Genomic DNA, 24,161 nt, shown 5'->3' with positions numbered 1-24,161 from the left:
CGGGGAGTATAGACCCCGGCGGCTTTTCAGTTGCTGTTGTTCAAGTATACTTACGGCAGAACCTCTAGCACTTCTACCTCAAAAATGAGAGGTGTGTTGCCCGGAACAGTACCTCTGCCTCTTGGACCATATCCTAAATGAGAAGGCACAAATAGCTTAGCTTTTTCGCCCACACGCATCAGTGTCAGGCCTTCATCCCATCCGGCTATAACTTCGCCATAGCCAATTGTGAACACGAGGGGCTCGTTTCTATCGTGGCTGGAGTCGAACTTTTCGCCATCTAGGAAAGTGCCCGTGTAGTGCACGGATACCTTGTCGCCAGGGAAAATCTTGTCGCCGGTTCCCTCCTGCAGCAGCTGGTAGTATAAACCTGAGTTACGCTTTACCAAGGTGGCAGGGTCAATGCCGTTGGCTTTGAAGTACTCCTGAAGCTTCTTGTCGTCTTTCTCGCGCTGTGGCGTGTTGTCGTCCTTTTTGCAGGCGGCAAAGCCAAGTATTACGAAAAGCACCAGAAGCGCCTGTAGCAGGCGGCTCCTGTTGCCTTTTAATGCTGAAATCATAAGTTAGACTTACTGGTTTGCTTGTTTCTGAATGTCAACCAACTCCACGTCGAAGCGCAGGATGCTGTTGGCAGGGATGTCCGGGCTTGGAGCCTGCTCACCGTAAGCCAGCGGCGACGGGATCAGCAGGATGGCCTTGGAACCTTTGTTCAGTTGCGGAATGGCATCGTCCCACCCTTTGATTACCTGCTGCTGGCCAATCGGGAAACGGATAGGCTCACCACCAGACATTGGGTTGTCGTAAGAAGAGTCGAACTGCTTGCCATCCAGGCGGGTGCCTTTGTAGTGCACAGCTACAATATCGCCGGCGGCTGGCTTCTCGCCTTTGCCCTGCTCAGTTACGATGTAGTACACGCCAGACTCCGTTTTCTGAGCCTCACCAAGCTTCTGATCCTTGATGTACTGCTGTATCTTCTCGTCGTCTACTTTTATCTGCTTCTCGGCACGCACCTTAGACTCCTCCATGTAGCGCTGCATCAGCTCCTGCTGGTAAGTGTCGGCCTCGGCGCGGTTCATGATGCGCTCGTTCTTGATGCGGAAGGTCACGTCGGTTCCCGGCTTGATGTGCTCCGGAAGCGGGCTTCTGAAAAGTTGCGTAAACACGGTGTCGGCGTTCATTCTGAACACGCCGCTGTCGCCGGCGGCCAGCATCATCACGGCATCCTCCAGGCCGCCCTTCATCATGGGCTGCATGAACGGGATAACCATCGGCAGGTGGGGCGGGTTGTTGCGGGTGTCTACAAAAACAGAGTCATCAGCGTTCAGGATCTGCCAGTGGAGAGCGATAAACTGCCCTTCTTTGGCGCCCAGGGAGTCTGCGGCTGAGATCTCGCCTCTTTCTTTATACTTGCCTTTGCCGGTTTGCTCGTAAATTCTATACTCCAGGCCATCGGCCGTGGTATGAAACTCGTTGTTGTCTTTGTTGCAGCTCTGCAACAGGAGTGCTCCGGCCAGAACCGGCAGCATGAATTTGGTTTTAGATAGCATCTAGTATAGTATGGATTAAGGTTTTTTATTTGTCTGTGGCGTGCTGCAACTGATCTTTGTAAAGCGGCAGCAGGCTCTCGAACCTGGCTACGGTATTCTCCAGCGTGTCTATGGACATGCCGCCAGCTGCGTTTTTGTGGCCGCCCCCGTTAAAGTGCTCCCGGGCAAAATCATTCACCGAGAAATCGCCCACCGAGCGAAACGACATCTTCACCGCCTGCGTGCGGTCGATGATGAGCGCTGCAAAAACGATGCCTTCGATAGAGAGTGCGTAGTTTACAAGGCCCTCTGTATCACCGGTTTTGGAGTCATAGGCCTTCAGCTCGTCTGCTGTGATGGCAAAGTAAGCCGTTCTATACTCAGGCAGCACCACCAGCTTTTCTTTCAGGGCATACCCCAGGAAGCGCAGGCGCAACTCCGAGGAGCTGTCATAAATCAGGCGGTGGATTTTAGAGGTCTCGACCCCGATCTGCAGCAGGTCTGCTATGATCAGGTGCACGTTTTTGGAGGTACTGGGGTGGCGGAAAGAGCCCGTGTCGGTCATGATGCCGGCATAGAGGCACTCGCCAATCTCTGTGTCAATCAGGTCGGCGTCGCCCATAGCCTTTATCATGTCATACACAATTTCGGCGGTGGCGGCGGCGCTTGTGTTGGAGAAGCTCAGGTCTGCAAAGTTCTCCGGCTGCAGGTGGTGGTCTACCAGCACCTTCGTGCCTGAGGCTTGCCGGATGTACTCGCCCATCTCGTTAATGCGCGAGAGGGTGTTGAAATCCAGACAGAAAATCATCTGAGACTCCTGGATAAGGCGCTGCACCAGCGCGTCGTTGTGCTCAGAATATACTATCACCTCACTGTTGCCGTGCATCCAGTTCAGGAAGTTGGGATAGTCAGACGGGGTGATAACGGTAACGTGGTGTCCTTTCTTTTTAAGATAGCCAGCCAGGCCTAGCGAAGAGCCTAATGCATCCGCATCGGGCTTGTGGTGTGTGGTGATTAGCACCTCTTTAGGCTCTTTCAGAAGCTCTTTCAGAGCATTAATATCATGCATAGGGTAAGTATAAATCCTCTGACTGATAAGGATATAAGGCGCGAATTTCCGAATAAATTATGTCTTACGCAACAGTAGGTGTGGTTGCCTGTGCCGCAGCACGGCCACGGCACAAGGCGGCGCATGAATGAAAGATAGCGGAAAAGTATACCAATATTGGCCAAAATCCACTATTTTTGCAGGCTAAAAGTAGAGATTTTAAACGATAAAGTAAAAGAGAACATGGCCGGAAACATCACATTCACCATGATTAAGCCTGATGCGGTAGCAGAAAACCATATTGGCGGCATTACCAAAATGATCGAGGAAGGCGGCTTCCGTATTGTGGCGATGAAAAAGACAAAGCTGTCTGAGGAGCGCGCAGGCAAGTTTTATGAGGTGCACAAGGAGCGTCCGTTCTACGGCGACCTGGTTAAGTATATGTCTTCTGGCCCTATCGTGGCGATGATCCTGGAGAAGGACAACGCAGTGGAGGATTTCCGCAAGCTGATCGGCGCCACTAACCCTGCCCAGGCGGAGGAAGGTACTATCCGTAAGGTATATGCCAAGTCTATCGAGGCAAACGCCATCCACGGCTCCGACTCTGACGAGAACGCGCAGATTGAAGGCGACTTCTTCTTCGCTGCCGACGAGCGCTTCTAAGCTTTTTAAAGTATACTTATTGATTAAAAGCCCGCCAGGTGTCATGCCTGGTGGGCTTTTTTCGTTCGGTAGGCTTGGGGTGTATGCAACGTTGGTTCCAACCACCCCTAGCCCCTCCTTGTCTAAGGCGGGGAATTTCTGTTAACGATTAACACCCCTATGGCCCCTCAAGGGGACAGTTTATACTTGTTGCATAGCTAAGGATGTGGCTATCGAACTTGTTCCCAGCCTTTGGGTTGAGCGCCTTGTGCATGTTGCGGTGCCGCGTATGCGGCAGCCGGAGCAGAGCGGAGGCAGCTTCAGGCACACCGCGCGATGCCCGAAGGCGAGGCCTCCCGGCCTGGGAGGGCACCAAAGTATGAAGTGCAACAATGGGTTCGTGGGGCTAGAGGAAGAACGGCTGCTAGCAAGAATAGCTTGGTTCAGGTTGCGGGAAGCGGCGGCTATGAAAGAATAACTCAAAGTATAAAAAGGCACGAGCTACAAGCTCGCGCCAGCGAAAGTATAAATCAGCTAGCATAGCCGAAGTATAAAGTATGGCTTTCCAAGCCACTCGGATTGCAAATCCGAGAAAATAGAAAGGCACGGGTTGCAAACCCGCGCCAGCGAGGAGAATCACCACTAAAGGCACAAACGGGCGCTTGCGCCAGCTTAAGGTTATCACCTTAAAATCTTCCTCCAACCACTACTTTCTCCCTAAACTCGCTCTTCTCCCCGTTTAGCCCAAACAGTTCGATGTAGAAGATATAATAGCCGATGTTGGCCTTAGCACCGTCCTCGCGCAGGCCGTCCCAGCGGAAAAAGCCGTTTGCCTCCAGCAACTCGTTGCGCACTAGCTTACGTATCTCACGGCCTTGGGCATCAAAGACGGTGATGTTGGCCACCAAACCGGTTTTGTCGGTGCGGTAATTGATGGTGGCAAAATCTTCGTAGCCGTCGCCGTCCGGGGAGAAAACCTTGGGCGAGATTTCGAACACCCGCTGTGCCTGCACCCCCACCTGCGATTGCGAATTCTTATATCCTGGCGTGGCAAAAACTGTAGTAGCCGCCGAGTGGAAGTTGCTGGCTGTGCTCGGTCCCTCCAGCCGCACCCGCTCCAGCGAAATGCCATTCACATCATCCAGCAGTTCAAAGTGCATCCGTTCCTCATAGCTGAACCTATCTGCCACTTTGCCATCAGATTGCACCACCACCACGGTGCCGGCATCGTCGGGGTAGCTGGGCAGGCTGCTCATGCGCAAAAGGGTTTCCTCACGGGAGGCGGGATAGTTGGCTGTGATGTTCTCAGGGTTGGAGGTGAGTACTACGTATTGCCCCGGCGCCAGCACGTAAGGGGCGGCGGTTATACTTCGGAGGTTGCTGACCGAGTCGTTGCTGACGTTGGCCAGTTGCCAGCCCTTCAGGTTGATGTACTTGTCGCTGCGGTTTACCAGCTCCACGAAATCTACGCCGCCGGGCCGTGGGTTGAAGAGAATCTCGTTGATGACCACATCACCGGGGGCAGGGGCTGAAGGCAGGGCAAACGTAGCGGTTAAGGGCTGACTGCGGTTGCCTGCGCAATCGGTTATACTTTGGGCGGTAAGGGTATAGAGCTGCCGCTCCTGCAGCGGGGATGCAAGTATAAGTATAACCTCAGTGAACAGCGGGCCTTGCACCTGCACACTGGCTATGTTTATACTTGGGCTGATGCTGTAGTGGGTTATACTTGCCGCTTGTGTGCTGTCGAGGCGCTCGTTGAAGCGAAGTATAACCCTGTCTGGCGAGGTGGTGATGGCATCAAGAAGTATAGGCGGCGTGTTGTCGGGGTTGAAGGTAGCCGCGGCGTTAGGCTGTGCCGGCGTGCCGCCGCGTGGGTCCGTGGAGGCTGTCCAGTTCTCGATGCCGGCGCAGGGGTTGGTGACGTCTATCATTTCCAGGCTCCAGCCGCCTTCGCGCTTGGCGTTGTCTTTGTACCAGGTGTCGGCATAGTTCACAGCATATATCAGACTGCCATTGGGTTGGCGCAGTTGCAATAGCTCGCCGGAGTTGTTCAGGCTCGGGAAATTGCTGATGCCGATTACTTTGCCGAACTGGCTAAACTGCTGCACCTGGCTGTTGGGCACGACTACCGCATACTCTTTGGGCAACAGCTGCACATCCGGAAGTATGGCCGTGGAGGTAGCATCGGAATAGCGGATGCCCTGCAGCCGCAGCACCTTGCTGGTGGGGTTGTACAGCTCGATATACTCTTGGGCCGGCAGGCCAACGGCAGGATTTTCATCAGCCATGATTTCGGTAATGAGCAGCTCGTTGTAGCCAGGCAGCACGGCCGGAGGAATAAAGCTGAAGCTGGAAAGTATGGGCGTCGCGAGGCTGTTGCCGTAGAGGTCCTGCAGGTTGTTAATACGCAGCTCGTTGGTGCCCGTGCTGAAGCTTTGCCCGAACACCAGGCGCACGGTGGCTTCCCCGGTGAACTCCGCCACGATGGGGTTTATACTTCCATTTAAGGTATAGTTCGTGATACGTTGCGCCTGCTCTGGCTGCAGCGGCTCATTGAAGCGAAGTATAAGTTCCTGCGGATTTACCGTTTGTAGCTCTTCCAGCACCGGCGGCTGCGTGTCGGTGATACTGAAATCGTCGAAATAAAAGCGCTGGCTGTTGGCCGAAGTATAGCGCAGCAGCACCCCAAAGTATAAGGAGCGCTTATGCGTGGCATCGGTGGCGGTGCCCTGGCTCATGTAGCTTTGGCCGGTGCCGCTAACGTCTATGCTTAGCTCCCATTCATGATGTATACTTCGGGTTACCCGCACACGCACCACATTGTTGCTGGTGGCCACGGTTTTGTCCTGGCCGTTGATGAGCATGACCGCGGCCTTGCCGGCGTCTTTGCGGTAGAGGCTCACCTCGTCGGCGGTGTTGCCGATGCGCACAAAGTAGCCGTTCACGTCAGGGGCTTTCAGGTCCTGCTTATCGGAAATCAGGTACACATCGGTGTAATTGCTGGCGGAGGTGGCCAGCCGCAGGTTGGCCCAGAATTCCCATGTGGTGCCCACGGCCGCCTGCGAGGGCGTGGTGAGCTGCAGGATGGTGCCGGTTACCGCCGGCCCGGCGGACTGTAGCTGGTTTTGTGGGTTGATGGTAAAACTGCCTGCATCGCCGCTCCAGGTAGGGTTGTGGGTGAAATTGCCGTCGGAGAAGGTTTCCTGCAGCTGGGCGGCGGCCAAAAACGGGAGCAGCAGAAGTATAAAAACACCTGCCAAGTCCGACTTATATGCTGGCTTTATACTTTCCAGGTAAGTATGGCGTAGGAATTTCCTGCTGGAAATAGATGCGTAGCGGAAGCTTTTGCTTGCAAAAGCTGCGATTAAGGAGTTAATTTTCTGCGCAAACGATTGTGGTAAAGTTTGTTTCATGCCTGAATTGTGCTGAAAACTTCCGAAATTGCGATTGCGTGAGGGATAGAGCCGGCACCCCGCAGCGTGAGCGAGGAGTAGAGGCGAAAGCCCGGCCTGCTCGCGTAAGCGAAAGGACACGCCCAAAGTTTAAAAACGCTCACAGGCTTTGAAAACACTGTGAGTCAAGTGATAACGCAGCCGCTTTCTAAATTTTAGAACTATTACGGGAGGCGGCTGGAGAAGTTAGAGAGTTGGGGAGTTAGAGTGTTTAGGAGTTAAAGAATCACCTCTGAAGAAGTGAAGGAGTGAATTCATGCACTAAACAATCAACAATCCAACCATTTAACAATCAAAAAATTAAACCATTAATTATATACCCTAAACAATGAAAGTAGCAGTAGTAGGCGCCACCGGATTGGTAGGCGGCGAGATTTTGAAAGTACTGGCGGAGCGTGACTTCCCGGTAACAGAGTTGATGTTGGTTGCTTCTGAGAGGTCTGTTGGTAAACAGATGGAGTTTAAGGGTAAACAGATAAAGGTTATCGGGATGCAGGACGCGATTGCGGCTGCTCCGCACATTGCCATTTTCTCTGCAGGCGGCAGCACCTCTACCGAGTGGGCCCCGAAATTTGCCGAAGTAGGCACCGTGGTGGTGGACAACTCCTCAGCCTGGCGCATGGACCCGACCAAAAAGCTGGTGGTGCCCGAGATTAACGCCAAAGAGCTGACGAAAGAAGATAAGATTATAGCCAACCCGAACTGCTCGACCATTCAGATGGTGGTGGCCCTGAACAAGTTGCACGAAGAGCTAAAAGCCAAGCGCATTGTGGTGAGCACCTACCAGTCGGTAACCGGTACGGGCGTGAAGGCGGTGGAGCAACTGATGAACGAACGCGCCGGCAAGGAAGGCGAGAAGGCCTACCCTTACCCGATTGATTTGAACGTGCTGCCGCACATCGATGTGTTCCAGGACAACGGCTATACCAAAGAGGAGATGAAGATGATCCTGGAAACGAAGAAAATCATGGGCGACGACTCTATCCGCGTGACAGCCACAGCGGTGCGCATCCCGGTAATGGGCGGCCACTCCGAGTCGGTGAACGTGGAGTTTGAGAAGGACTTTACGCTGGACGAAGTATACCGCATCCTGAACCAGACCGAAGGCGTGAAGATAGTAGACGATGTGAAGAACCTTGTTTACCCAATGCCAAAAGACGCACACGGCAAAGACGAAGTACTCGTAGGGCGCGTACGCCTCGACGAAACACAGCCGCGCACCGTGAACATGTGGATTGTGGCGGATAACCTGCGCAAAGGCGCTGCGACAAATGCCGTGCAGATTGCCGAGTACCTGGTGAAGCACGAACTGGTGTAAGTTTGGTTGACAAAAGACTTTTTGACAAAGGACAAAAGAATAGTTTAAAACTATAATTGCTCTTCCGGACTTCCTGGTCCGAGAGCGAACTGATGGGGACTTCCGGGTCCCCATTTTCGTTCAAGAAAGTTTCTAAAAGTATGGATAACATAAGTATAGTAGAGGCGACCCTCAACGACCTTACCCAACTGCAGGCTATCAGCAGGCAAACCTTTTCTGAAACGTTTTCGGCAAACAATACAGAGGAGAACATGGCGAAGTACTTGGAAGAGGAGCTTTCCTTGGAAAAACTGGCTGCCGAGCTCCGCAACCCAGGTTCAGCGTTCTATTTTGCGATGCTCGGTAATTCTGTCATCGGGTACTTAAAGCTGAATTTTGGCGAGTCGCAGACAGAGCTGCAAGACGACAAAGCCGTTGAGATTGAGCGGATTTATGTGCTGAAGGCATACCACGGCAAACGTGTCGGGCAGCTGCTCTACGACAAGGCTCTGCAAGTGGCAAGGCAGGCAAAGGCTGACTATGTCTGGCTGGGCGTCTGGGAAGAAAACCTCAGAGCCATCCGTTTTTATAAAAAGAACGGCTTCGTTGCCTTCGACAAGCACATCTTCAAACTAGGCGATGACGAGCAAACCGACATCATGATGAAGCTAGAGTTGAAGGATAGGTAAGGGCGATTAAAAATATTTGCTAATGGATGGGGACTTCCGGGTCCCCATTTTTTGTTTGTGCTGAGCTTAACAAATAGGGATGCCAGCAGCGAGAAAATAAATTCTATAATAAATATCATATATTTATGTGCTGCCATACTTAATCCTTCAATTTCATCATGAGCGAAATCTTCAAGTATAAATATGACGACCTGTTTAATCCTGCATTAAAAGCTCTTAAAAATCTTGGAGGCTCAGGCTCTGTGAGAGAGATAGAGGAGCAGGTCAGTGAAATCCTGCAGCTTTCTGAAGAGGAGGCAAATGATATACACAGAGAAAGCACTACAAAACTATCGTATCGGCTGGCGTGGGCAAGAAACTACCTGAAAAGGTACGGTTTGCTGGAAAACTCTTCAAAAGGAGTATGGGCATTAACTGAAAAAGGCAAAGCCATATCAGTTGTCGATAAAAATCAGGTTAAAAGAGCCGTAGTAAAACTCGACAAAGAAGAGCGACAGGTGAAGGAGAAGCCATCGCCTTTAGACTTAGAGAGCGCAAGCGAAGAGTTGATAGAGTTCTCTTGGCAGGAAGAGTTGATTGAGGCGGTCAAAAAGATTTCTCCAGAGAAGTTTGAGCGGCTTTGCCAAAGGCTTTTACGTGAACTCGGTTTCTTAAATGTGGAGGTTACGCAGCGTTCCAATGATGGAGGTATAGACGGTCAAGGGCTCATCCGGCTTGGCGGAGTACTTTCCTTTCATGTAGTCTTTCAGGCCAAAAGATACCAAGGGAGTGTTGGTTCAAGCGTGGTAAGGGATTTTAGAGGAGCCATGATTGGCAGAGCCGACAAAGGGCTTATACTCACAACCGGCAACTTTACAAGAGAGGCTAAAAAAGAAGCAAACAGGGATGGCGCACCACCTATTGACTTAATAGATGGGAATGAATTTGCCGATAAGCTAAAAGAACTTCGTTTAGGGGTTGAAGTGGAGTTGGTGGAAAAGGTAAAAATCAAAAAAGATTGGTTTGAGAACTTTTAAACCCCGTACCGGAAAAGCGGGATAAAAGATTAATTCCTTCAACTAAGATATAGATAGCGAGAGTTAGCGGCGAGTTTTTTATTACCTCCACTTAAAGATGGAGAAGCTCGTACAGTCTATAAATAGGCGCTGCTATGAGATACGCTATACTTTTCATTTTAACTTTCCTGTTTCTTAGTCAGGCACTTGCGCAACAGCCCGACCCAAACACGGCATTGCAAGTGGAAATCAAGATGTTGGACCAAGCGCATGCCACGGCCATATTCAAGGGTGATGCCTTGGCTTTGGATAGCTTGATGGACGATGAGGTGACCGTGAATCACCCTACTAACCGAATCGTGAAAGAGAAGCAAGAGTTGCTTGACCTGATAAAGCAGGGGGTAATCCGGTATACAGCCTTCGAGCGGACTCCGGAAACGTTCCTGTTTTTTGATGATATGGTGGTGGTTATGGGCAGTGAAGTTGTTGTGCCAGCGAAGGGCGCCCCCAACGCCGAAAGAAGGATACAGCGCAGGTATACCAACATTTGGATGAAAAAGGATGGTAAATGGCGGCTGACCGTTCGCCATGCCAATAACGTCTGTTCTAATCTATGATATAGAACCAACAACTGATATTAGCTCCCCTAAAAAGCAACTTCTCAAACCGCAAGTTTAGTATTATCTTACCCTGCAGCATAAAGAGTCAATTTCATGAACTGGCTAAGAAAACGAGGAGTAATCATCTGGATAGCTTTGGGAGCAATAGGCTATATCACAGTCGAGTTGATAATAGCGAATGATGAAAGGATAACCAACTACAGCTTGTGCAATGATGAGGAAGCAGTGCGAATGGAATATTGGGGCAGCGTTGTAAGCAGAAAGTTTTTAAACAGCAAAAATCACAATTATAAAACGTTAGAAATAGTAGATAGCGCACGCAGTCGAACAAGAACATACCGGTTAATCCTTTCAAACGATAAAAGCGGGCTGTATCATTATGTGAGTGAAGGAGATTCTATTGTAAAGCAGAACGGGAGCTTGGCGGCTAAAGTAATTCATCATACGATGGAGAGAGAATTTATTATCGACCTTGGGTGCGTGGAGTAGCGCTATTGCAGCAAAAGGCAATTATGCGGATTGCAAATCCGCGTTTAAAAGTCCCGGATTACGAATCCGAAACAGCGGGCTTTATACCTCGTCCAAAAACCATACTTATACTTCCACGGATAGCCTTTCCAAACTGTAAATAGCGTCACCCTTCTGCTTTACAAGTCCATACTTTTAAAATCAGGGAAAAACGCTTATACTTAAGCTTGTATTAAGAATACTCATCTTCGGATAGCAAACTTAACTCAACCGTAAATGGAACTTGTCTCCGCACCAGTTAGCATGATTATCTGGCAGATGTTCATGCTGCTTCACATGGTTTTGTTCATGACTGCCTGGGCCATGATCCTGCTTAGCAGCAGACTGAATGCGCCCTATACGTTGGCCTGGATGCTCGGCACACTGCTGTTGCCAGTTGTGGGGCCGGTTATCTTCTTTATGAGGCGCCGCTCATTCAGCTGAGCATAAGCTAAAACTGCCCCATGCCCGTACCGCCCATCCATACCAAAAGGCTTATACTTATTCCGTATACCTTAGAAATAGCGCGGGCGATTCGGGCTGGCAACACCGGTATACTTGCTGAGATTGGTCTGCAGCCTACCCGTATCTGGCCCGACCAGGAAAGTATGGACACCCTGCCCCGCGTCATTAAACGGCTGGAGCAGCTACCGGAACCAACCGGCTTTGAGTCGTGGATGATCGTGCTCAAACACAACGCCACGGTGATAGGCGATGCCGGCTTTAAAGGGGCTCCAAACAAAGAGGGTGTTGTGGATATCGGCTACTCCATCATCGAGCAGGAACAGCAGCGCGGTTACGGACTAGAAACGGCCCGGGCGCTGGTGGCGTGGGCTTTCCGGCAGCCGCAGGTAAAATGCGTCACGGCAAACTGTCTCCTGGAAAACGCTGCCTCCATTCGTCTGTTGGAAAAACTGGGTATGCAGGAGGTGGTACGGGACGACGAGATGATCTACTGGAAGCTGCACCCGCAGCACGCCAATTACTCCTAATCCTAAATTGCGATTAACCCACCCCTCAGAGCTGTGCTCGCTACCTTTGAACTCCCGTTCTCGGTAGTCCACAAGAGGGGAATTCCAGCAAGTACAGTATGATTCCCCTCCTTGGAGGGGCTGGGGTGGGTTTACACTTCAGCCAGGCAGTAAGCGACTTAAGTTCCTAAACTAAAAAAGCCGGTCAGTAGCCGGCTTTTGTGTTATTCTGCGGTGGCTGCCTCGCCTTCGGGGCAGGGGTTATCCATCAGCAGCCGGATGTTATCCACACAGGGCTCGGGGATAAAGGCGTATACTTCCTGGTTTCCGCTGCAGTACTTAAAGCTGGCAAAGGTAGCGCGACTTTTAGGATAGATCCACTTGTCATCGCCGCAGCCGTACACAAAAAGCGGGAAATCGTTGTAGTAGTAGTCCACATACGAGGCTACCTCCCCATCCTTCACAAACAGCAGGCGACGGTGGTTTTCGGGCACTTCGGCACCTTCCCACTTAAACCCGATCACGTCGCTGATGGCTTTCTTGTCTTCGTTCGGCTGGAAGTAGTACATCACGTCCCAGTCAAAATCTGTCAGCTCGGCCATCCGGATGGTTTTATACCCTTCTGCACCAGCCTCGCCCTCGGTTACAGCGGCTCTCAGTTTCTGGTTAAGCTCCTGGTTAGAGCCGGAGCAGCCAAAAAGCAGCAGCGCGAAGGCGAAAAGCAGTGTGTATCTAAGCATGAAGGATAAATTTGAAGTATGAGTTTGAGCACTATGAATGGTTGAATTTACACATAAATTCCCGTTCCGCATAGGGCAGAGCGGCGGCCTGAAGTATACCCCAAGTATAGCCCGCTAAAAATCAACCTGATAGAGCCACTCCATCTGGCTTTGGGTGGCTGCTGTTGGCATGGCCCCAAAAGTCAGCTTGCGGAGGCCGCGCAGCACCGGGTTCTCCCACTGCGACACCGCCCCCAGCAGCCGCGAGAGGCGGATTACCTTGGCGGTGCGGGCCAACCGTCGCTGCTCATACTTTGCCAGGGCCGCTTCTATACTTTTCTCCTGCTGCAGGCACTGCCCCAGCACCACGGCGTCCTCAATGGCCTGGCAAGCACCCTGGCCCATGTTGGGCGAGGTGGCATGCGCGGCATCGCCCAGCAGCAGCACCCGGCCGTAGGCAAAACGCTTCAGGGGTTTCAGGTCGGCAATGTCGCCCCATATAAGCTGCCCGGGAGGCGTTGCGCCCAATATAGCGGGTACGGCAGGAGGGAGGTTGGCGAAATGTGCTGCCAGGTCGGTGGGCCGCGTCCGGCGCATCTGCTCGCTGTTTTGCGGCGCGTTGATGCAGGCATACCAGTATACTTTGCCGCCTTTGAGGGGCGCGATGCCCACCCTTCCCTGCGGTGCCCAGGTTTCTGCCGAAATCATTTCGTTTATCTTCACCCCCGGATTCTCTATCACCCCGCGCCAGCAAGTATAACCGGCATAGCGGGGCGTGCTCTGGGGCAGGATCTGTTGCCGTATGGCAGAGTTGATGCCATCGGCGGCAATGAGGAGATCGGCCGTGGCGGTGGTGCCGTCGGTAAAGTATACCTGTACCTGGTTATCTCGTTGTTTTATACTTTGGCAGCGCTTGTTTAAGTATAATGTGCCTGGCTGCAGGCGCTGGGCCAGCGCGTCGTGCAGGTCGGGGCGGTGAATCACGAAGTTGTTGATGCCATACTTGCGGCTGAGCGGCCGAGTATCCATGTTGCTGATGATGCCTCCGCGCTCGTCGAAGATGGTGAGGGCCTCTAGTTGCCTGCCTCTGGCGACCACCTCGTCGGCCACACCCAGGCGCTGCAGGCCTTGCATGGCGTTGGCGGCAAGCCCCACCCCGGCGCCAACTGGCTTCAGCTCCGCGGCCGCCTCGTATACTTCCGCTTCAAATCCGGCCTGCTGCAACGCAATGGCTGCGCACAAACCACCAATACCTCCCCCTACAACGATAACTTTCATGGCTATACTTTATGCTTCAACCGCAAAGGTAGGGTAAGTGTTGGAACTTGAAGTATACCGGCTATCTGCAACCCAACTGCCTGGCGTTAGCGGTTCATTTCGGGGGCCAGCGCCTCCTCTTCCTGCGCTTTGTTGCCGAACACTTTGGCTATCCACTTGGGCAGGAAGATAGAACCCAGTACCAGGTACGGGTAGTAGGTGATGAGGCGGTAGAGCACCACCACCACGCTGGAAAAGCCACCTAAAAACAGCCCGAAGAAGCTAGGGAAAGCCATCTCCACGATACCGGCGCCGCCCGGCGTAATGGCGATCAGCATTACAATCCAGAAAATGAGGTTGCGGGAGATGATGAGCATGTGCTCGCTGAAAGTGACATCCACAAAGGCGGCAATAAGGCAGTTGAGCAGGAAGTAGCGCGCTACCCACACAAAAATGGTGGAAAGGATGGCGCTGGCCCAGTAACCGAAGTTCTTCCCTTTAAGCTGTTCCGAGGCCCAAACGATCTCATTGCCGTGCTGAAACGCGTTTACGCGCCATTTGCGCAGGAAGCTGTAGGAGGTGATCTTAAGCAGCAACCACTTAAAGGCGCGCGGGCGCACAAACAGCGCGTAGATCATGATGAAAGTATAGATCGCGATGAGGGAGTAGCTGATGTAAAAGGCCATTTTCAGCTTGTCCACATCCGAAGGGTCCAGGTTAAAGGTCGGGAACACTTCCCCCTGCGTTGCCAGGAGGGCAATCGGGGCGGCCAGGATAAAGAACATGTTGTCCAGCACGGCTGTGAGCATCACGTAGGCCAGCGATTTGCCCAGCGGGATGCCTTCCTTGTTGAGGATGATGGTCGCCACCGTGGTGCCGCCCACTACCGAGGGGGTAACGGCAGAGGCAAATTCCCAGAGCATGATCACATCCAGGCTGTTACGCCAGGTCAGGAATTTATCGGTGAGGGCGCGGATCCGGTAGATATAGCCAAGGTCGCGGATAAGCAGCACCAGCAGGGCCGCCACTAACCACCAGATGTTGGCCTCGGCAATCCCCTTCAGCTCCCCAATTTTATCGTCTTTGATGAAGAGCCAGGCCGTAGCCCCAAGCCCCAGCACGACAGGCACCAGTATCTTGATCGGGCTAAAGCTCTTTACTATGGTTTTTTGGTTCTGATCCATTTAAAATCATCATGGTCTACCCGGCTCACTTAATAGATCGTGTTTTGCCAAGCCGGGCACGCGATGGAAGAATGCAGGGGCGCGGGGCTCCTTAAACAGTAGTTTTACGCTTGCTCTACGAGTAGTTGTGTTACCTGGGCTGCCTGCCCTTCGGCCACGGTGATGATAAAATCGTTAAAGCCCTCGCCCACCTCGATGCCGATCTGGTTGAGTTGCAGCATGTCCAGTATGGCCAGGAAGTTAAAGATCATACCGATCTTATCCGGAAACTCCTCTATCAGACTTGAAAACGTAACGCGGTCGCGCTGCTTTACCATACGCATAATAATGTCGCGCTGCCCCTCAATCGTATACGGGTACTGGATAACGGTGTGCTTGGGTCTGTTCTGCTCTTCCTCGTAGCGCGTCATCACTTTTTCGAACACGCGCATGATCTTGTAGAGGCTCAGGTCCTGCAGCTCATACTCAAAATGGTTGGCATTGGCGATCTGCTGCAGCTCCTGGTGTATGTTGCCGCGGTTTTCCTGCGCCAGGCGCTGGTCCTCCATCTCCGACAGCTCCGGCACCGCGCTTTTATACTTCTTGTACTCCAGCAGGTGCTGCACCAGTTCCTGGCGCGGGTCTATCTCGTTGCCTTCCTCGTCCTTCTCCACGCGCGGCAGCAGCATCTTGGCCTTGATACGCATGAGTGTGGCGGCGGTAAGTATAAAGTCGCTGGCCACCTCCAGGTTCAGCTGCTCCAGCTCCTGCAGGTAACCCATAAACTCATTCGTGATCTGAAAGATCGGGATGTCGTGTATGTCGAGCTCATCGCGCTCAATAAAAAAGAGCAGCAGGTCGAACGGACCCTCAAACAACGGTAATCTAATCTCGAAACTCACCTTATCAACTCATTTTGGGCGCGTTTGGCTGCGCAGATGGCAAAAATAAACATTTTCAGTGGATTGTATACGCCCATTCTGCTGTTCTGCCTGAAAGGGCCGAGGCAAAAGGTACAACAATTTAATTACACGCCTGTATACTGCAATATATTAAGTTATAGTGGCATAGGCAGGTAAGGTGGCTTCAGCGAATGCGCTTTTATATGTATATGCAGATACCTTTATCTATAAGACTCGTACACTTGTTTTGCCACATAAAGTGGCAGCCAGTGTCTTTTTATTTTTAACTTTGCGCTTTGGTAAAGAGTGCGGCATTTGTGCTTTTTAAACATTTGCCCGTGTTTTTTGTTAGTGGCCTATAAGGATAACTATATGATAATCAAACCCGGAGAGCTGCTTGCCTCCATCAACTCGCCTGCCGATCTGCGAAATCTGAAGCCGGAGCAGTTGCTGCAGGTAACTCAGGAGCTGAGGCAGTATATCATCGATGTAGTATCGATCCACGGCGGCCACTTTGGCGCCAGCCTTGGGGTGGTGGAGCTTACAACAGCCTTACACTATGTGTTTAACACGCCTTACGACCAGCTGGTATGGGATGTGGGGCACCAGGCTTACGGGCATAAAATCCTGACGGGGCGCCGCGATGTGTTCCATACCAACCGCAAGTATGGCGGCATCTCCGGTTTTCCGAAGCGCAAGGAAAGCGAGTACGATACCTTTGGCGTAGGCCACTCCAGCACGTCTATCTCGGCGGCGCTGGGTATGGCCGTGGCCTCCAAGTATAAGGGTGAGGAAAAGCGCCAGCACATTGCCGTTATCGGCGACGGCGCCATGACAGGCGGCATGGCCTTCGAGGCCCTGAACCACGGCGGCGTAGCCAATGCCAACCTGCTGGTGGTGCTCAACGATAACTGCATGAGCATCGACCCGAACGTGGGCGCGCTGAAAGAATATTTGACTGACATCACCACCTCCCGCACCTACAACAAGATGCGCGACGAGGTGTGGAAGATACTGGGCAAGATCAGCAAGTTTGGTCCGGACGCCCGCACCATCGTCTCTAAGATTGAGAGCGGCGTGAAGGCAGCCATTCTGAAGCAGAGCAACCTGTTTGAGGGGCTTAACTTCCGCTACTTCGGCCCAATCGACGGGCATGACATAAACCACCTGGTGTCGGTGATGGAAGACCTGAAGCATATCCCGGGTCCGAAGATCCTGCACGTGCTCACCACCAAAGGCAAAGGCTTCGCCCTGGCCGAGAAAGAGCAAACCAAGTGGCACGCCCCGGGCACCTTCGATAAAATCACCGGCGAAATCTACAAAAAGCATTACGACACTCCGCAGCCACCCAAGTACCAGGACGTGTTTGGCCATACGTTGGTGGAGCTGGCCGAGCAGAACCCCAAAATCATGGGCATTACGCCTGCCATGCCATCGGGCTGTTCGCTGAACATTATGATGAAGGCCATGCCGGACCGCGCTTTTGACGTGGGCATTGCTGAGCAGCACGCTGTTACCTTCTCTGCCGGCCTGGCGACGCAGGGACTGGTGCCGTTTTGCAACATCTACAGCTCGTTTATGCAGCGCGGCTACGACCAGGTGGTGCACGATGTGTGCCTGCAGAACCTGAACGTTGTTTTCTGCCTCGACCGTGCCGGTTTTGCCGGTGCCGACGGCCCAACGCACCACGGTGCCTACGACGTAGCCTACATGCGCTGCATCCCGAACATGGTAGTATCGGCGCCGATGAACGAGCAGGAGCTGCGCAACCTGATGTACACGGCCTCGCAGGAGAACATGGGTCCGTTCACGATCCGCTACCCCCGTGGCGAGGGTGTGATGCCGAACTGGCGCACGCCGCTAGCGCCTATACAGGTAGGCAAAGGCCGCACCATCCAGGAAGGCGAGGAAGTGGCCATACTTACTTTCGGGCACGTGGGCAACTACGCCGTGGAGGTTTGCCAGAAGCTGGCGCACGACGGCATCCACCCAGGCCACTACGACATGCGCTTTGCCAAGCCGCTGGACGAGGAGCTGCTGCACCACATTTTCTCGAAGTATGAGAAAGTGATAACCGTAGAAGACGGCTGCCTGCAGGGCGGTTTCGGAAGCGCGGTGCTCGAGTTTATGGTCGACAACGGCTATACCTCGCAGGTAAAGCGCCTGGGAATTCCGGACAGAATCTTCGAGCACGGCTCCCAGCTGGAGCTGCAGCACGAGGCAGGCTTCGCCCCAATCGACATCGAGAATACCGTGCGCGAGCTGGCAGGTGTGCCGGTGAAAGTATGAACTGAAGTATAACAGTAAGAATCCAGAGCAAGCCCCGCAGTGTAAAAGCTGCGGGGCTTTTTTTGTCTGAATCAGGATTTACAGGATTAGGGAATTAGCTCAATTGTCATACCGGGTCCAACCACCCCTAACCCCTCCTTAGCCAAGGAGGGGAGTTTTCTACTTCCTAAAGTTGCTGCGGATTTCCTGTAGTATAGCTTCTAAGTTTTCAAACACGTCCTTATTCTCAAAGCGAATAACCTGAATATTTAAGTTGTTCAAGTATAAATCCTTTTCACGATCTGCGTACTCGGCTGCAGCATGATAATGCACCTGACCATCTAATTCAACAGCTAAATACTCCGACGGGCAGTAGAAATCGAGCATATAATTTCCGACACTATGTTGTCGTCTAAATTTCCGACCTTCCATGCTGCCCCCTTTGAGATATTTCCATAATTCGGCTTCAGCAGGAGTTAAATTGCTACGCAATGCTTTACGGTTATCCTTCAGGTATTTACGGTTATGATGCGCCATCATTACGAAGTTGTGCTATCGTTACGAATAAAGGCATTTTACTAAACGGAAGACAGAGAAACAAGTATAAAAAGCTCCCCTCCTTGGATAAGGAGGGGTAGGGGTGGTTGGACCCGGTACCGCAGAAGTTTCGTATCCATTAACTTTGCTATCCTGTAAATCCTGATCTCATGACAAACACCTACACCGACCACGGCTCCGGCGATGCGCTGGTTTTCCTGCACGGCTTCTGCGAGAGCAAAGAAGTATGGGCTGAGTTTACCCAGCCGCTGCAGCAGAAGTTCAGAATCCTGGCCCTGGACCTGCCCGGCTTCGGCGACAACACCCCAAACTCCGGCAGCTATAGTATGGAAAGTATGGCCGACGAAGTGAAGCGGCAGCTGGACGAGCTAAGTATAAAAAGCTGCCTCTTGGTAGGCCACTCGATGGGTGGCTATGTGGGGATGGCCTTTGCCGAAAAGTATGGCCACCTGCTCCGCGGCCTCTGCCTTTTCCACTCCTCTGCCCTGCCGGATACCGATGAGAAGAAAGAGCAACGCAACAAAAGTATAGATTTTGTGGAGCGCCACGGCGTGGACAACTTCATTAACCCCTTCACAGAGCCGCTCTTTTATGAGGGGAACCGCGCGCGGCTGCAGCAGGAAATAGAGCTGATGAAAAACATCGGCAAAGCCACGCCTAAAGAAAGTATAACCGGGGCCCTGGCCGCCATGCGCGACCGCCCCGACCGTGCCCAGGTGCTGCGCGAGGCAAAGTATCCGGTGCTGTTCATCTTTGGTAAGGAGGATGGCGCCGTGCCAATGGACAAGGCGCTGGAACAGTGCCACCTGCCGGGCAACAGTATGGTCTACTTCCTGGAGAAGACCGGCCACATGGGCATGTTTGAGCGAACCTACGAAACCCGCAAAGCCCTGGAGAAATTCGCTGAGACAATCTTTGGGTAAAAAGTTAAGGAATCTGATGCCCAGGCATACATTCAAAACCAACCGGGCGTACCTTTATACTTTAAAGACGCCCACCTCCATGACCAACTCAGCCATCGTGGCACCAGCACCTGCCCGCATACTACCCGTCATTGTGCTCTCGCAGTTTGCGGGCACATCGCTGTGGTTTGCCGGAAACGCAGTGCTGCCAGAGCTGCAGGCATCGCTGGGGCTAAAGGGAGAGGCGCTCGGCCTGCTAACTTCCTCCGTGCAGCTGGGATTTATACTTGGCACGCTCTGCTTTGCCTTCTTTTCCCTGGCTGATAGGGTGTCGCCACGTTTGCTGTTCCTGCTGTGCTCACTGCTGGGGGCGCTGGCGAATGTGCTGCTGGCAGGCGCCACAAGTATAACCGGCGTGCTGCTGTTGCGTGGCCTGACCGGCTTTTTACTGGCGGGCATTTACCCCGTGGGGATGAGAATTGCGGCCAGCTGGTACAGTGGCGGGCTAGGCAAAGCCATCGGTTACCTGGTGGGCGCCCTGGTGCTAGGCACTGCCTTTCCATACTTGTTGCGGGGGCTGGGGGCGTCGCTGCCCTGGCAGACGATGCTGCTGGCAATAAGTATACTTGCTGCTGCCGGAGGCTTGGCGATGTACCTGCTCGTGCCAAACGGACCCTACATGGGCAAGGGAGCCCGTTTTGAGGTGGGCAATATGCTACGGGTATTCCGGGTAGGGGAGCTGCGGGCGGCCGCGCTCGGTTATTTTGGGCACATGTGGGAGCTCTATACTTTGTGGGCCTTTGTGCCGGTTATACTTGCCTATGCCTATCCGGAGTGGGCACCGGGGCAACTGTCGGTGTTTAGCTTTTTGGTGATAGCGGCCGGGGCTGTGGGCTGTGTGGCGGGCGGTTACCTCTCGCAGCGCTGGGGAAGCGGGAGGGTGGCCTTTGTGCAGTTGCTCTTGTCGGGGCTGTGCTGCGTGGCAAGCGTGTGGGTGCTGCAGTTACCCCAACTGCTGTTGCCCTTCCTGCTGTTCTGGGGCGTGGTGGTGGCCGGCGACTCACCGCAGTTTTCTGCGCTTACGGCCCGCGCCGCGCCGCCACAACTGGTGGGTACGGCACTCACGGTGGTCACTTCCATCGGTTTCGCTATTACAATTATCAGCATACAGCTAACGGGTTACCTGCTTACGGTGATGCCGTTGCGGGGCGTGTTTATACTACTGGCAGTGGGGCCGCTGCTGGGGCTACTCTCTATGCGCCCGCTGCTCCGGGCAAAATAAAAGCGGCAGCCCGCTGTGCGCAGGCTGCCGCTGTAATCGAAACCGTATTTCTATACTTTAGAAGGTGCTGAAAAGTTATTTCTTCAGCTCCATTTCCATCACAGTACCATCCGGGGCTCTCAGGTCCAGTTCATCGTCGTCGAGCTTCATCACCTCGAAGTTCTCCGACATGTCAGCGCCCTCAAACTGCAGCGTCAGGCGCTTGGCGGCCTGGTCAAACGTCCAGGTGCCGGTTTGCAGCGCCGATCCTGCGCCCAGCGCAAAACGGCCATCCGCATAAAACTGCATGGTTTGGTCCTTCTCCGCGTCTGATAGTTTCTCCTTGTCGCCGGAGGCGTTGCGCTCCTTATCGGCTACCCATGTTTTGCTGCTGGTGCCGGCAATCATACTCTCCGATCCTACTTCCTCTTTGTTTCCGCCGCAGCTTGTTATCAGTATGGCCAGCAGCACTGCCAGCAGGCCTTGCCAACTTTTTCTTATTGTTTCCATAGTTTCTTAGTTATCATTTGTTCTGACTGTTGCTTACGTCCTGTTTTGGATTGTCGTTGCAAAGTATGGCACAACTAAGTGGCTGATACGGCGTATCTTATTTTATGCACAAATGGTTGCCAACAGCCATTGCCGTGAAAACAAGTTTGATTTAAAAAGACAATAAATATGGGACTGTCAGATTTTTTTAAGAAGGGAAAGAAGGAGCCCGCCAAGCCATCGCCTAATGCGCCGTCTTCGAAGAACATGCAGACGCAACCGGGCACCCAACCAGGCCAACCGAACCAGGGCGGCTTCTTTGGGCAGGGTGGCATGAACAAAACCACTGATGCCGGGCCGGGCCAGGACGTGTATACCGTGCAGAGCGGCGACTCTCTTTCTAAGATTGCCAAGAAGCATTACGGCGATGCCAACGCCTGGACCAAGATTTATAATGCCAACAAAGCCACAATCGGTGACAACCCGGACCTGATTCGTCCCGGTCAGCGCTTTGTGATTCCAAGAGACTAAAAATACCTGTTTGTGTTGAAGGTAGAACAGCCGGTTCCTATTGGGGCTGGCTGTTTGCCTTTCTATACTTTAAGTATGCACGTGCGCTGGCGTGCTAGCTGTAGGTGCTATTCAAATCCTTGCAGCCAGGGCACCAGCGATTGCAGCATGGGGGCAAGCGCAGAACCATGGCCTTTGCCTTCCAGCGGGATAAACTCCAGCTGTTTGGCGCCGCGCGCCTTAAAGCGCTCGTAAGTGGCGCGGGAGTTGCTGATCGGCACAATGTTGTCGGTAGTGCCATGGTAGAGGCGGGTAGGGCTTTGCGGCACCCAATCATAGAAACTATTGGCCCGGAGCGCCTGCTTCAGGGCCTGTTCCTCCCCGTCCTGCTGCAGGTCGGCAAAGAACTCGGGGTTAAAAAGCTTTTTGGGATCGGTGGTGAGCTCGCGGTTAATGGCGCTGCCGCTCTTGCTGCCGTCGAACAAGGAGGGCAGCCTGCTGGCGTAAGGCTCCTGAAAGAACTCTGAAAGTGGCCTGTCCCACTTATTGGTGCGGTTATAGGACTGCAGCACATACGCCAGGTAGGCCGGGTAAGGGTATGTTTGCCCGGTTTTAATGCCGCTGAGCATCTCCACCAGATCGTAGCCTCCCGCGCCTGCCGCCGAGGCCGTTACCTGCAGCCCGTGCTCCGGGTTGGTTTCAATCTCTTTCTGTGCAGCCAAGGTCACGTAGCCACCCTCCGAATAGCCTACTAGGAAGAGCTTGTCGTCTGCCACCACTTTTTCCTTCTCATAAAGCGTTTTGGCCGCCTTGATCAGGTCAACAACTGCCAGACCTGAGTGCTTCTGGTCGTAGTAGGGGTGGAAGACGTTCTTGGAGGCCCCAAACCCGATGTAATCCGGAATTAGCGTGATGTAGCCGGCCGAGGCAAAGAGCTCAAAACCAGACAACCCCTCAAAGTTAGAGGGAGCATCCTTCTCGGTGAAAATAGTGCCGTGCTGGGCGCTGATGACAGGGGCGGGCGTGCTCATGTTCTGCGGCAGGCACACCAGTCCGGAGGCGTGGATGGGCTGGCCCTGGTAAGTTGTGGTGTAAATCAGCCTGAAAACCGACACGCCATACTTTATCTCGTGGCCATAGCTGCCAAAGCCCTGCTTTGCAACCAACTGCTGCAGCATTTCCTTCGGTACGCTCAGCAGCAACTCCGACGACACATACAGGTCTTCAGCTACCGGCGGCGCGGTAGGCTGTTCTTCGGCTACCGGGGCAGCGGCCGAGGCTTCCTTGTCGCAGGAAGCATGGCCCAGCAGGGTGCCGAGCAGCAAAGTATAAATAAAGAGTTTTTTTATCACGGGTGATGCCTTTCTGTTTTGCAGAAGTTAAACAGCGTTTTTGCCTAAGAAGTGCCCTTTGCTAAAGTGTAAAGCGATAAAATAAAAATAGGAGGACAGGTGCTTGGGCTCAGGTTGCCGTGCCGTATCTTGTGCCGCTTTTTTATACTTTATACTTTCTGTGGAAGAGATTATTTACCTGTGCCTGTTTGCCTTTATGGCGGGTTTCATAGATTCGGTGGTAGGAGGGGGCGGGCTGATACAGGTGCCAGCCCTGTTGGTGTTTTTGCCCGGAGTGCCGCTGCCCACGGTGTTCGGCACCGGCAAGTTTGCGGGCATTGCAGGCACTACGGCGGCGATGGTAAAGTATGTGCGCAGCGTCCAGATTAACTACCTGGCCATACTTCCGGCGGCCGCGGCGGCTTTTGTGTGCTCTTTCCTGGGCGCCCGTGCCCTGAGCCACCTCGATGCCAGCCTGCTCAAGCCGCTTATCCTGGTGCTGTTGGTGCTGGTGGCCGTTTATACGTTCATCAAAAAGGATTTCGGGTCGCTGCACGCGCCCAAACTCACCGAATCGAAAGAGCGGCTGTATGGTTTGCTGGTTGGCGCTGCCATCGGCTTTTACGACGGCTTTTTCGGGCCCGGCACAGGCAGCTTCCTCATCTTCATCTTTATCGGCCTGTTCGGGTTTAACTTTCTGGCGGCCTCAGCGGCGGCCAAGGTGGTGAACGTGGCCACTAACCTCTCGGCGTTGCTCTACTTTGCCTGGAACGGGCATGTGCTCTACGAGGTGGCCGTGCCTATGGCTGTTTGCAGCATCATCGGCTCGCAATTGGGCACCCGCACGGCGCTCAAGCGTGGAGTGGGCTTTGTGCGGGTGCTGTTCCTGGTGGTGGTTACCGGCATCATCCTCAAATTCGCCTACGACACGTACGGCTCCGGCGGCAGCGACTTTGCCGGGCTTGCCAGCACCGTGCAGCAGTGGTTTGGCCGGAAAGGGTAACCAAAAGTATGGTTATAAATGCAACAGGCGCCACCTCCTAAATTATAGGGA

At 53.2% G+C, this 24,161-nt stretch carries 24 protein-coding genes; 13 read left to right on the top strand and 11 right to left on the bottom strand.

Features of this window, described 5'->3' with window-relative positions; all coding sequences use genetic code 11:
* Positions 1-50 precede the first annotated feature (50 nt).
* From BM040_RS14110 to BM040_RS14100, 3 genes are read right to left on the bottom strand one after another with little or no spacing between them, the layout of a single operon-like run.
* Positions 51-560: an FKBP-type peptidyl-prolyl cis-trans isomerase gene (locus tag BM040_RS14110; RefSeq protein ID WP_092102656.1), complete on the bottom strand. Its 510-nt coding sequence runs from the start codon at positions 558-560 to the stop codon at positions 51-53.
* A 9-nt stretch (positions 561-569) separates the two neighbouring features.
* Positions 570-1,547, bottom strand: a complete 978-nt coding sequence (locus tag BM040_RS14105; protein ID WP_092102653.1) for an FKBP-type peptidyl-prolyl cis-trans isomerase — start codon at positions 1,545-1,547, stop codon at positions 570-572.
* Between the two features lie 25 nt (positions 1,548-1,572).
* Positions 1,573-2,595 (bottom strand): DHH family phosphoesterase, encoded by a 1,023-nt coding sequence (locus tag BM040_RS14100; protein ID WP_092102650.1) that lies wholly within the window; start codon positions 2,593-2,595, stop codon positions 1,573-1,575.
* 222 nt (positions 2,596-2,817) lie between these two features.
* Here BM040_RS14100 and BM040_RS14095 point away from each other — a divergent pair, with 222 nt between their 5' ends.
* Positions 2,818-3,237, top strand: a complete 420-nt coding sequence (locus tag BM040_RS14095) for a nucleoside-diphosphate kinase (RefSeq protein ID WP_092102933.1) — start codon at positions 2,818-2,820, stop codon at positions 3,235-3,237.
* A gap of 665 nt (positions 3,238-3,902) precedes the next feature.
* On the opposite strand, the gene BM040_RS14085 is transcribed toward BM040_RS14095, so the two are convergent.
* Positions 3,903-6,629 carry a lamin tail domain-containing protein gene (locus BM040_RS14085; protein WP_092102644.1) on the bottom strand — a complete coding sequence of 909 codons (2,727 nt, stop codon included), beginning with the start codon at positions 6,627-6,629 and terminating at the stop codon, positions 3,903-3,905.
* Positions 6,630-6,996: 367 nt separating this feature from the next.
* Between BM040_RS14085 and BM040_RS14080 the strand changes: the two genes are divergently transcribed.
* The 7 genes from BM040_RS14080 (at position 6,997) to BM040_RS14050 (ending at position 11,768) form a co-directional block, all read left to right on the top strand.
* A complete protein-coding gene (locus BM040_RS14080) occupies positions 6,997-7,986 on the top strand; it encodes an aspartate-semialdehyde dehydrogenase (protein ID WP_092102640.1) in 990 nt (329 codons plus the stop codon).
* Between the two features lie 140 nt (positions 7,987-8,126).
* Complete coding sequence (locus BM040_RS14075) at positions 8,127-8,654, top strand: GNAT family N-acetyltransferase (RefSeq protein WP_092102637.1); 528 nt, start codon at positions 8,127-8,129, stop codon at positions 8,652-8,654.
* Positions 8,655-8,812: 158 nt separating this feature from the next.
* Positions 8,813-9,670 (top strand): restriction endonuclease, encoded by an 858-nt coding sequence (locus tag BM040_RS14070; protein ID WP_092102634.1) that lies wholly within the window; start codon positions 8,813-8,815, stop codon positions 9,668-9,670.
* Between the two features lie 134 nt (positions 9,671-9,804).
* Positions 9,805-10,266 (top strand): nuclear transport factor 2 family protein, encoded by a 462-nt coding sequence (locus tag BM040_RS14065; protein ID WP_092102630.1) that lies wholly within the window; start codon positions 9,805-9,807, stop codon positions 10,264-10,266.
* Between the two features lie 96 nt (positions 10,267-10,362).
* Positions 10,363-10,758, top strand: coding sequence for a hypothetical protein (locus BM040_RS14060; RefSeq protein WP_092102627.1), 396 nt, complete (start codon positions 10,363-10,365; stop codon positions 10,756-10,758).
* Positions 10,759-11,013: 255 nt separating this feature from the next.
* A complete protein-coding gene (locus tag BM040_RS14055; RefSeq protein ID WP_139217812.1) occupies positions 11,014-11,220 on the top strand; it encodes a PLDc N-terminal domain-containing protein in 207 nt (68 codons plus the stop codon).
* 20 nt (positions 11,221-11,240) lie between these two features.
* Positions 11,241-11,768, top strand: coding sequence for a GNAT family N-acetyltransferase (locus tag BM040_RS14050; protein ID WP_092102621.1), 528 nt, complete (start codon positions 11,241-11,243; stop codon positions 11,766-11,768).
* A 203-nt stretch (positions 11,769-11,971) separates the two neighbouring features.
* Here the strand turns inward: BM040_RS14050 and BM040_RS14045 are convergent, their stop codons facing one another.
* The 4 genes from BM040_RS14045 to BM040_RS14030 form a co-directional block, all read right to left on the bottom strand.
* The gene (locus BM040_RS14045) at positions 11,972-12,487 is read right to left on the bottom strand and encodes a hypothetical protein (protein WP_092102618.1); all 516 of its coding nucleotides are present in this window, start codon (positions 12,485-12,487) and stop codon (positions 11,972-11,974) included.
* 114 nt (positions 12,488-12,601) lie between these two features.
* A complete protein-coding gene (locus BM040_RS14040; protein ID WP_092102616.1) occupies positions 12,602-13,744 on the bottom strand; it encodes an FAD-dependent monooxygenase in 1,143 nt (380 codons plus the stop codon).
* 86 nt (positions 13,745-13,830) lie between these two features.
* On the bottom strand, positions 13,831-14,907 hold the full coding sequence (locus BM040_RS14035) for a lysylphosphatidylglycerol synthase transmembrane domain-containing protein (protein ID WP_092102613.1): 1,077 nt from the start codon (positions 14,905-14,907) through the stop codon (positions 13,831-13,833).
* Positions 14,908-15,011: 104 nt separating this feature from the next.
* Complete coding sequence (locus tag BM040_RS14030; protein WP_175491073.1) at positions 15,012-15,788, bottom strand: segregation and condensation protein A; 777 nt, start codon at positions 15,786-15,788, stop codon at positions 15,012-15,014.
* Between the two features lie 372 nt (positions 15,789-16,160).
* Here BM040_RS14030 and dxs point away from each other — a divergent pair, with 372 nt between their 5' ends.
* Positions 16,161-18,077: a 1-deoxy-D-xylulose-5-phosphate synthase gene (gene dxs, locus BM040_RS14025; RefSeq protein ID WP_092102930.1), complete on the top strand. Its 1,917-nt coding sequence runs from the start codon at positions 16,161-16,163 to the stop codon at positions 18,075-18,077.
* Between the two features lie 159 nt (positions 18,078-18,236).
* Here the strand turns inward: dxs and BM040_RS14020 are convergent, their stop codons facing one another.
* Positions 18,237-18,596, bottom strand: a complete 360-nt coding sequence (locus tag BM040_RS14020; protein WP_092102607.1) for an endonuclease domain-containing protein — start codon at positions 18,594-18,596, stop codon at positions 18,237-18,239.
* A gap of 167 nt (positions 18,597-18,763) precedes the next feature.
* Here BM040_RS14020 and BM040_RS14015 point away from each other — a divergent pair, with 167 nt between their 5' ends.
* Both BM040_RS14015 and BM040_RS14010 read left to right on the top strand, forming a co-directional pair.
* Positions 18,764-19,537 (top strand): alpha/beta fold hydrolase, encoded by a 774-nt coding sequence (locus tag BM040_RS14015; RefSeq protein WP_092102604.1) that lies wholly within the window; start codon positions 18,764-18,766, stop codon positions 19,535-19,537.
* Between the two features lie 16 nt (positions 19,538-19,553).
* Positions 19,554-20,798 carry an MFS transporter gene (locus tag BM040_RS14010; RefSeq protein ID WP_317040180.1) on the top strand — a complete coding sequence of 415 codons (1,245 nt, stop codon included), beginning with the start codon at positions 19,554-19,556 and terminating at the stop codon, positions 20,796-20,798.
* 75 nt (positions 20,799-20,873) lie between these two features.
* Here BM040_RS14010 and BM040_RS14005 read toward each other — a convergent pair whose 3' ends face one another.
* The gene (locus tag BM040_RS14005) at positions 20,874-21,287 is read right to left on the bottom strand and encodes a lipocalin family protein (RefSeq protein WP_092102598.1); all 414 of its coding nucleotides are present in this window, start codon (positions 21,285-21,287) and stop codon (positions 20,874-20,876) included.
* Positions 21,288-21,455: 168 nt separating this feature from the next.
* Between BM040_RS14005 and BM040_RS14000 the strand changes: the two genes are divergently transcribed.
* A complete protein-coding gene (locus tag BM040_RS14000; RefSeq protein WP_092102595.1) occupies positions 21,456-21,797 on the top strand; it encodes a LysM peptidoglycan-binding domain-containing protein in 342 nt (113 codons plus the stop codon).
* A gap of 107 nt (positions 21,798-21,904) precedes the next feature.
* Here the strand turns inward: BM040_RS14000 and BM040_RS13995 are convergent, their stop codons facing one another.
* Positions 21,905-23,128, bottom strand: coding sequence for an alpha/beta hydrolase family protein (locus BM040_RS13995; RefSeq protein WP_245756221.1), 1,224 nt, complete (start codon positions 23,126-23,128; stop codon positions 21,905-21,907).
* Between the two features lie 160 nt (positions 23,129-23,288).
* Here BM040_RS13995 and BM040_RS13990 point away from each other — a divergent pair, with 160 nt between their 5' ends.
* Positions 23,289-24,110 carry a sulfite exporter TauE/SafE family protein gene (locus BM040_RS13990; RefSeq protein WP_175491072.1) on the top strand — a complete coding sequence of 274 codons (822 nt, stop codon included), beginning with the start codon at positions 23,289-23,291 and terminating at the stop codon, positions 24,108-24,110.
* Positions 24,111-24,161: the final 51 nt, after the last annotated feature.

Source organism: Pontibacter chinhatensis, from assembly GCF_900113285.1.
Lineage (GTDB): Bacteria > Bacteroidota > Bacteroidia > Cytophagales > Hymenobacteraceae > Pontibacter > Pontibacter chinhatensis.
Note: the sequence above shows the minus strand (reverse complement) of the source record. Positions and strands in the feature narration are given on the sequence as shown.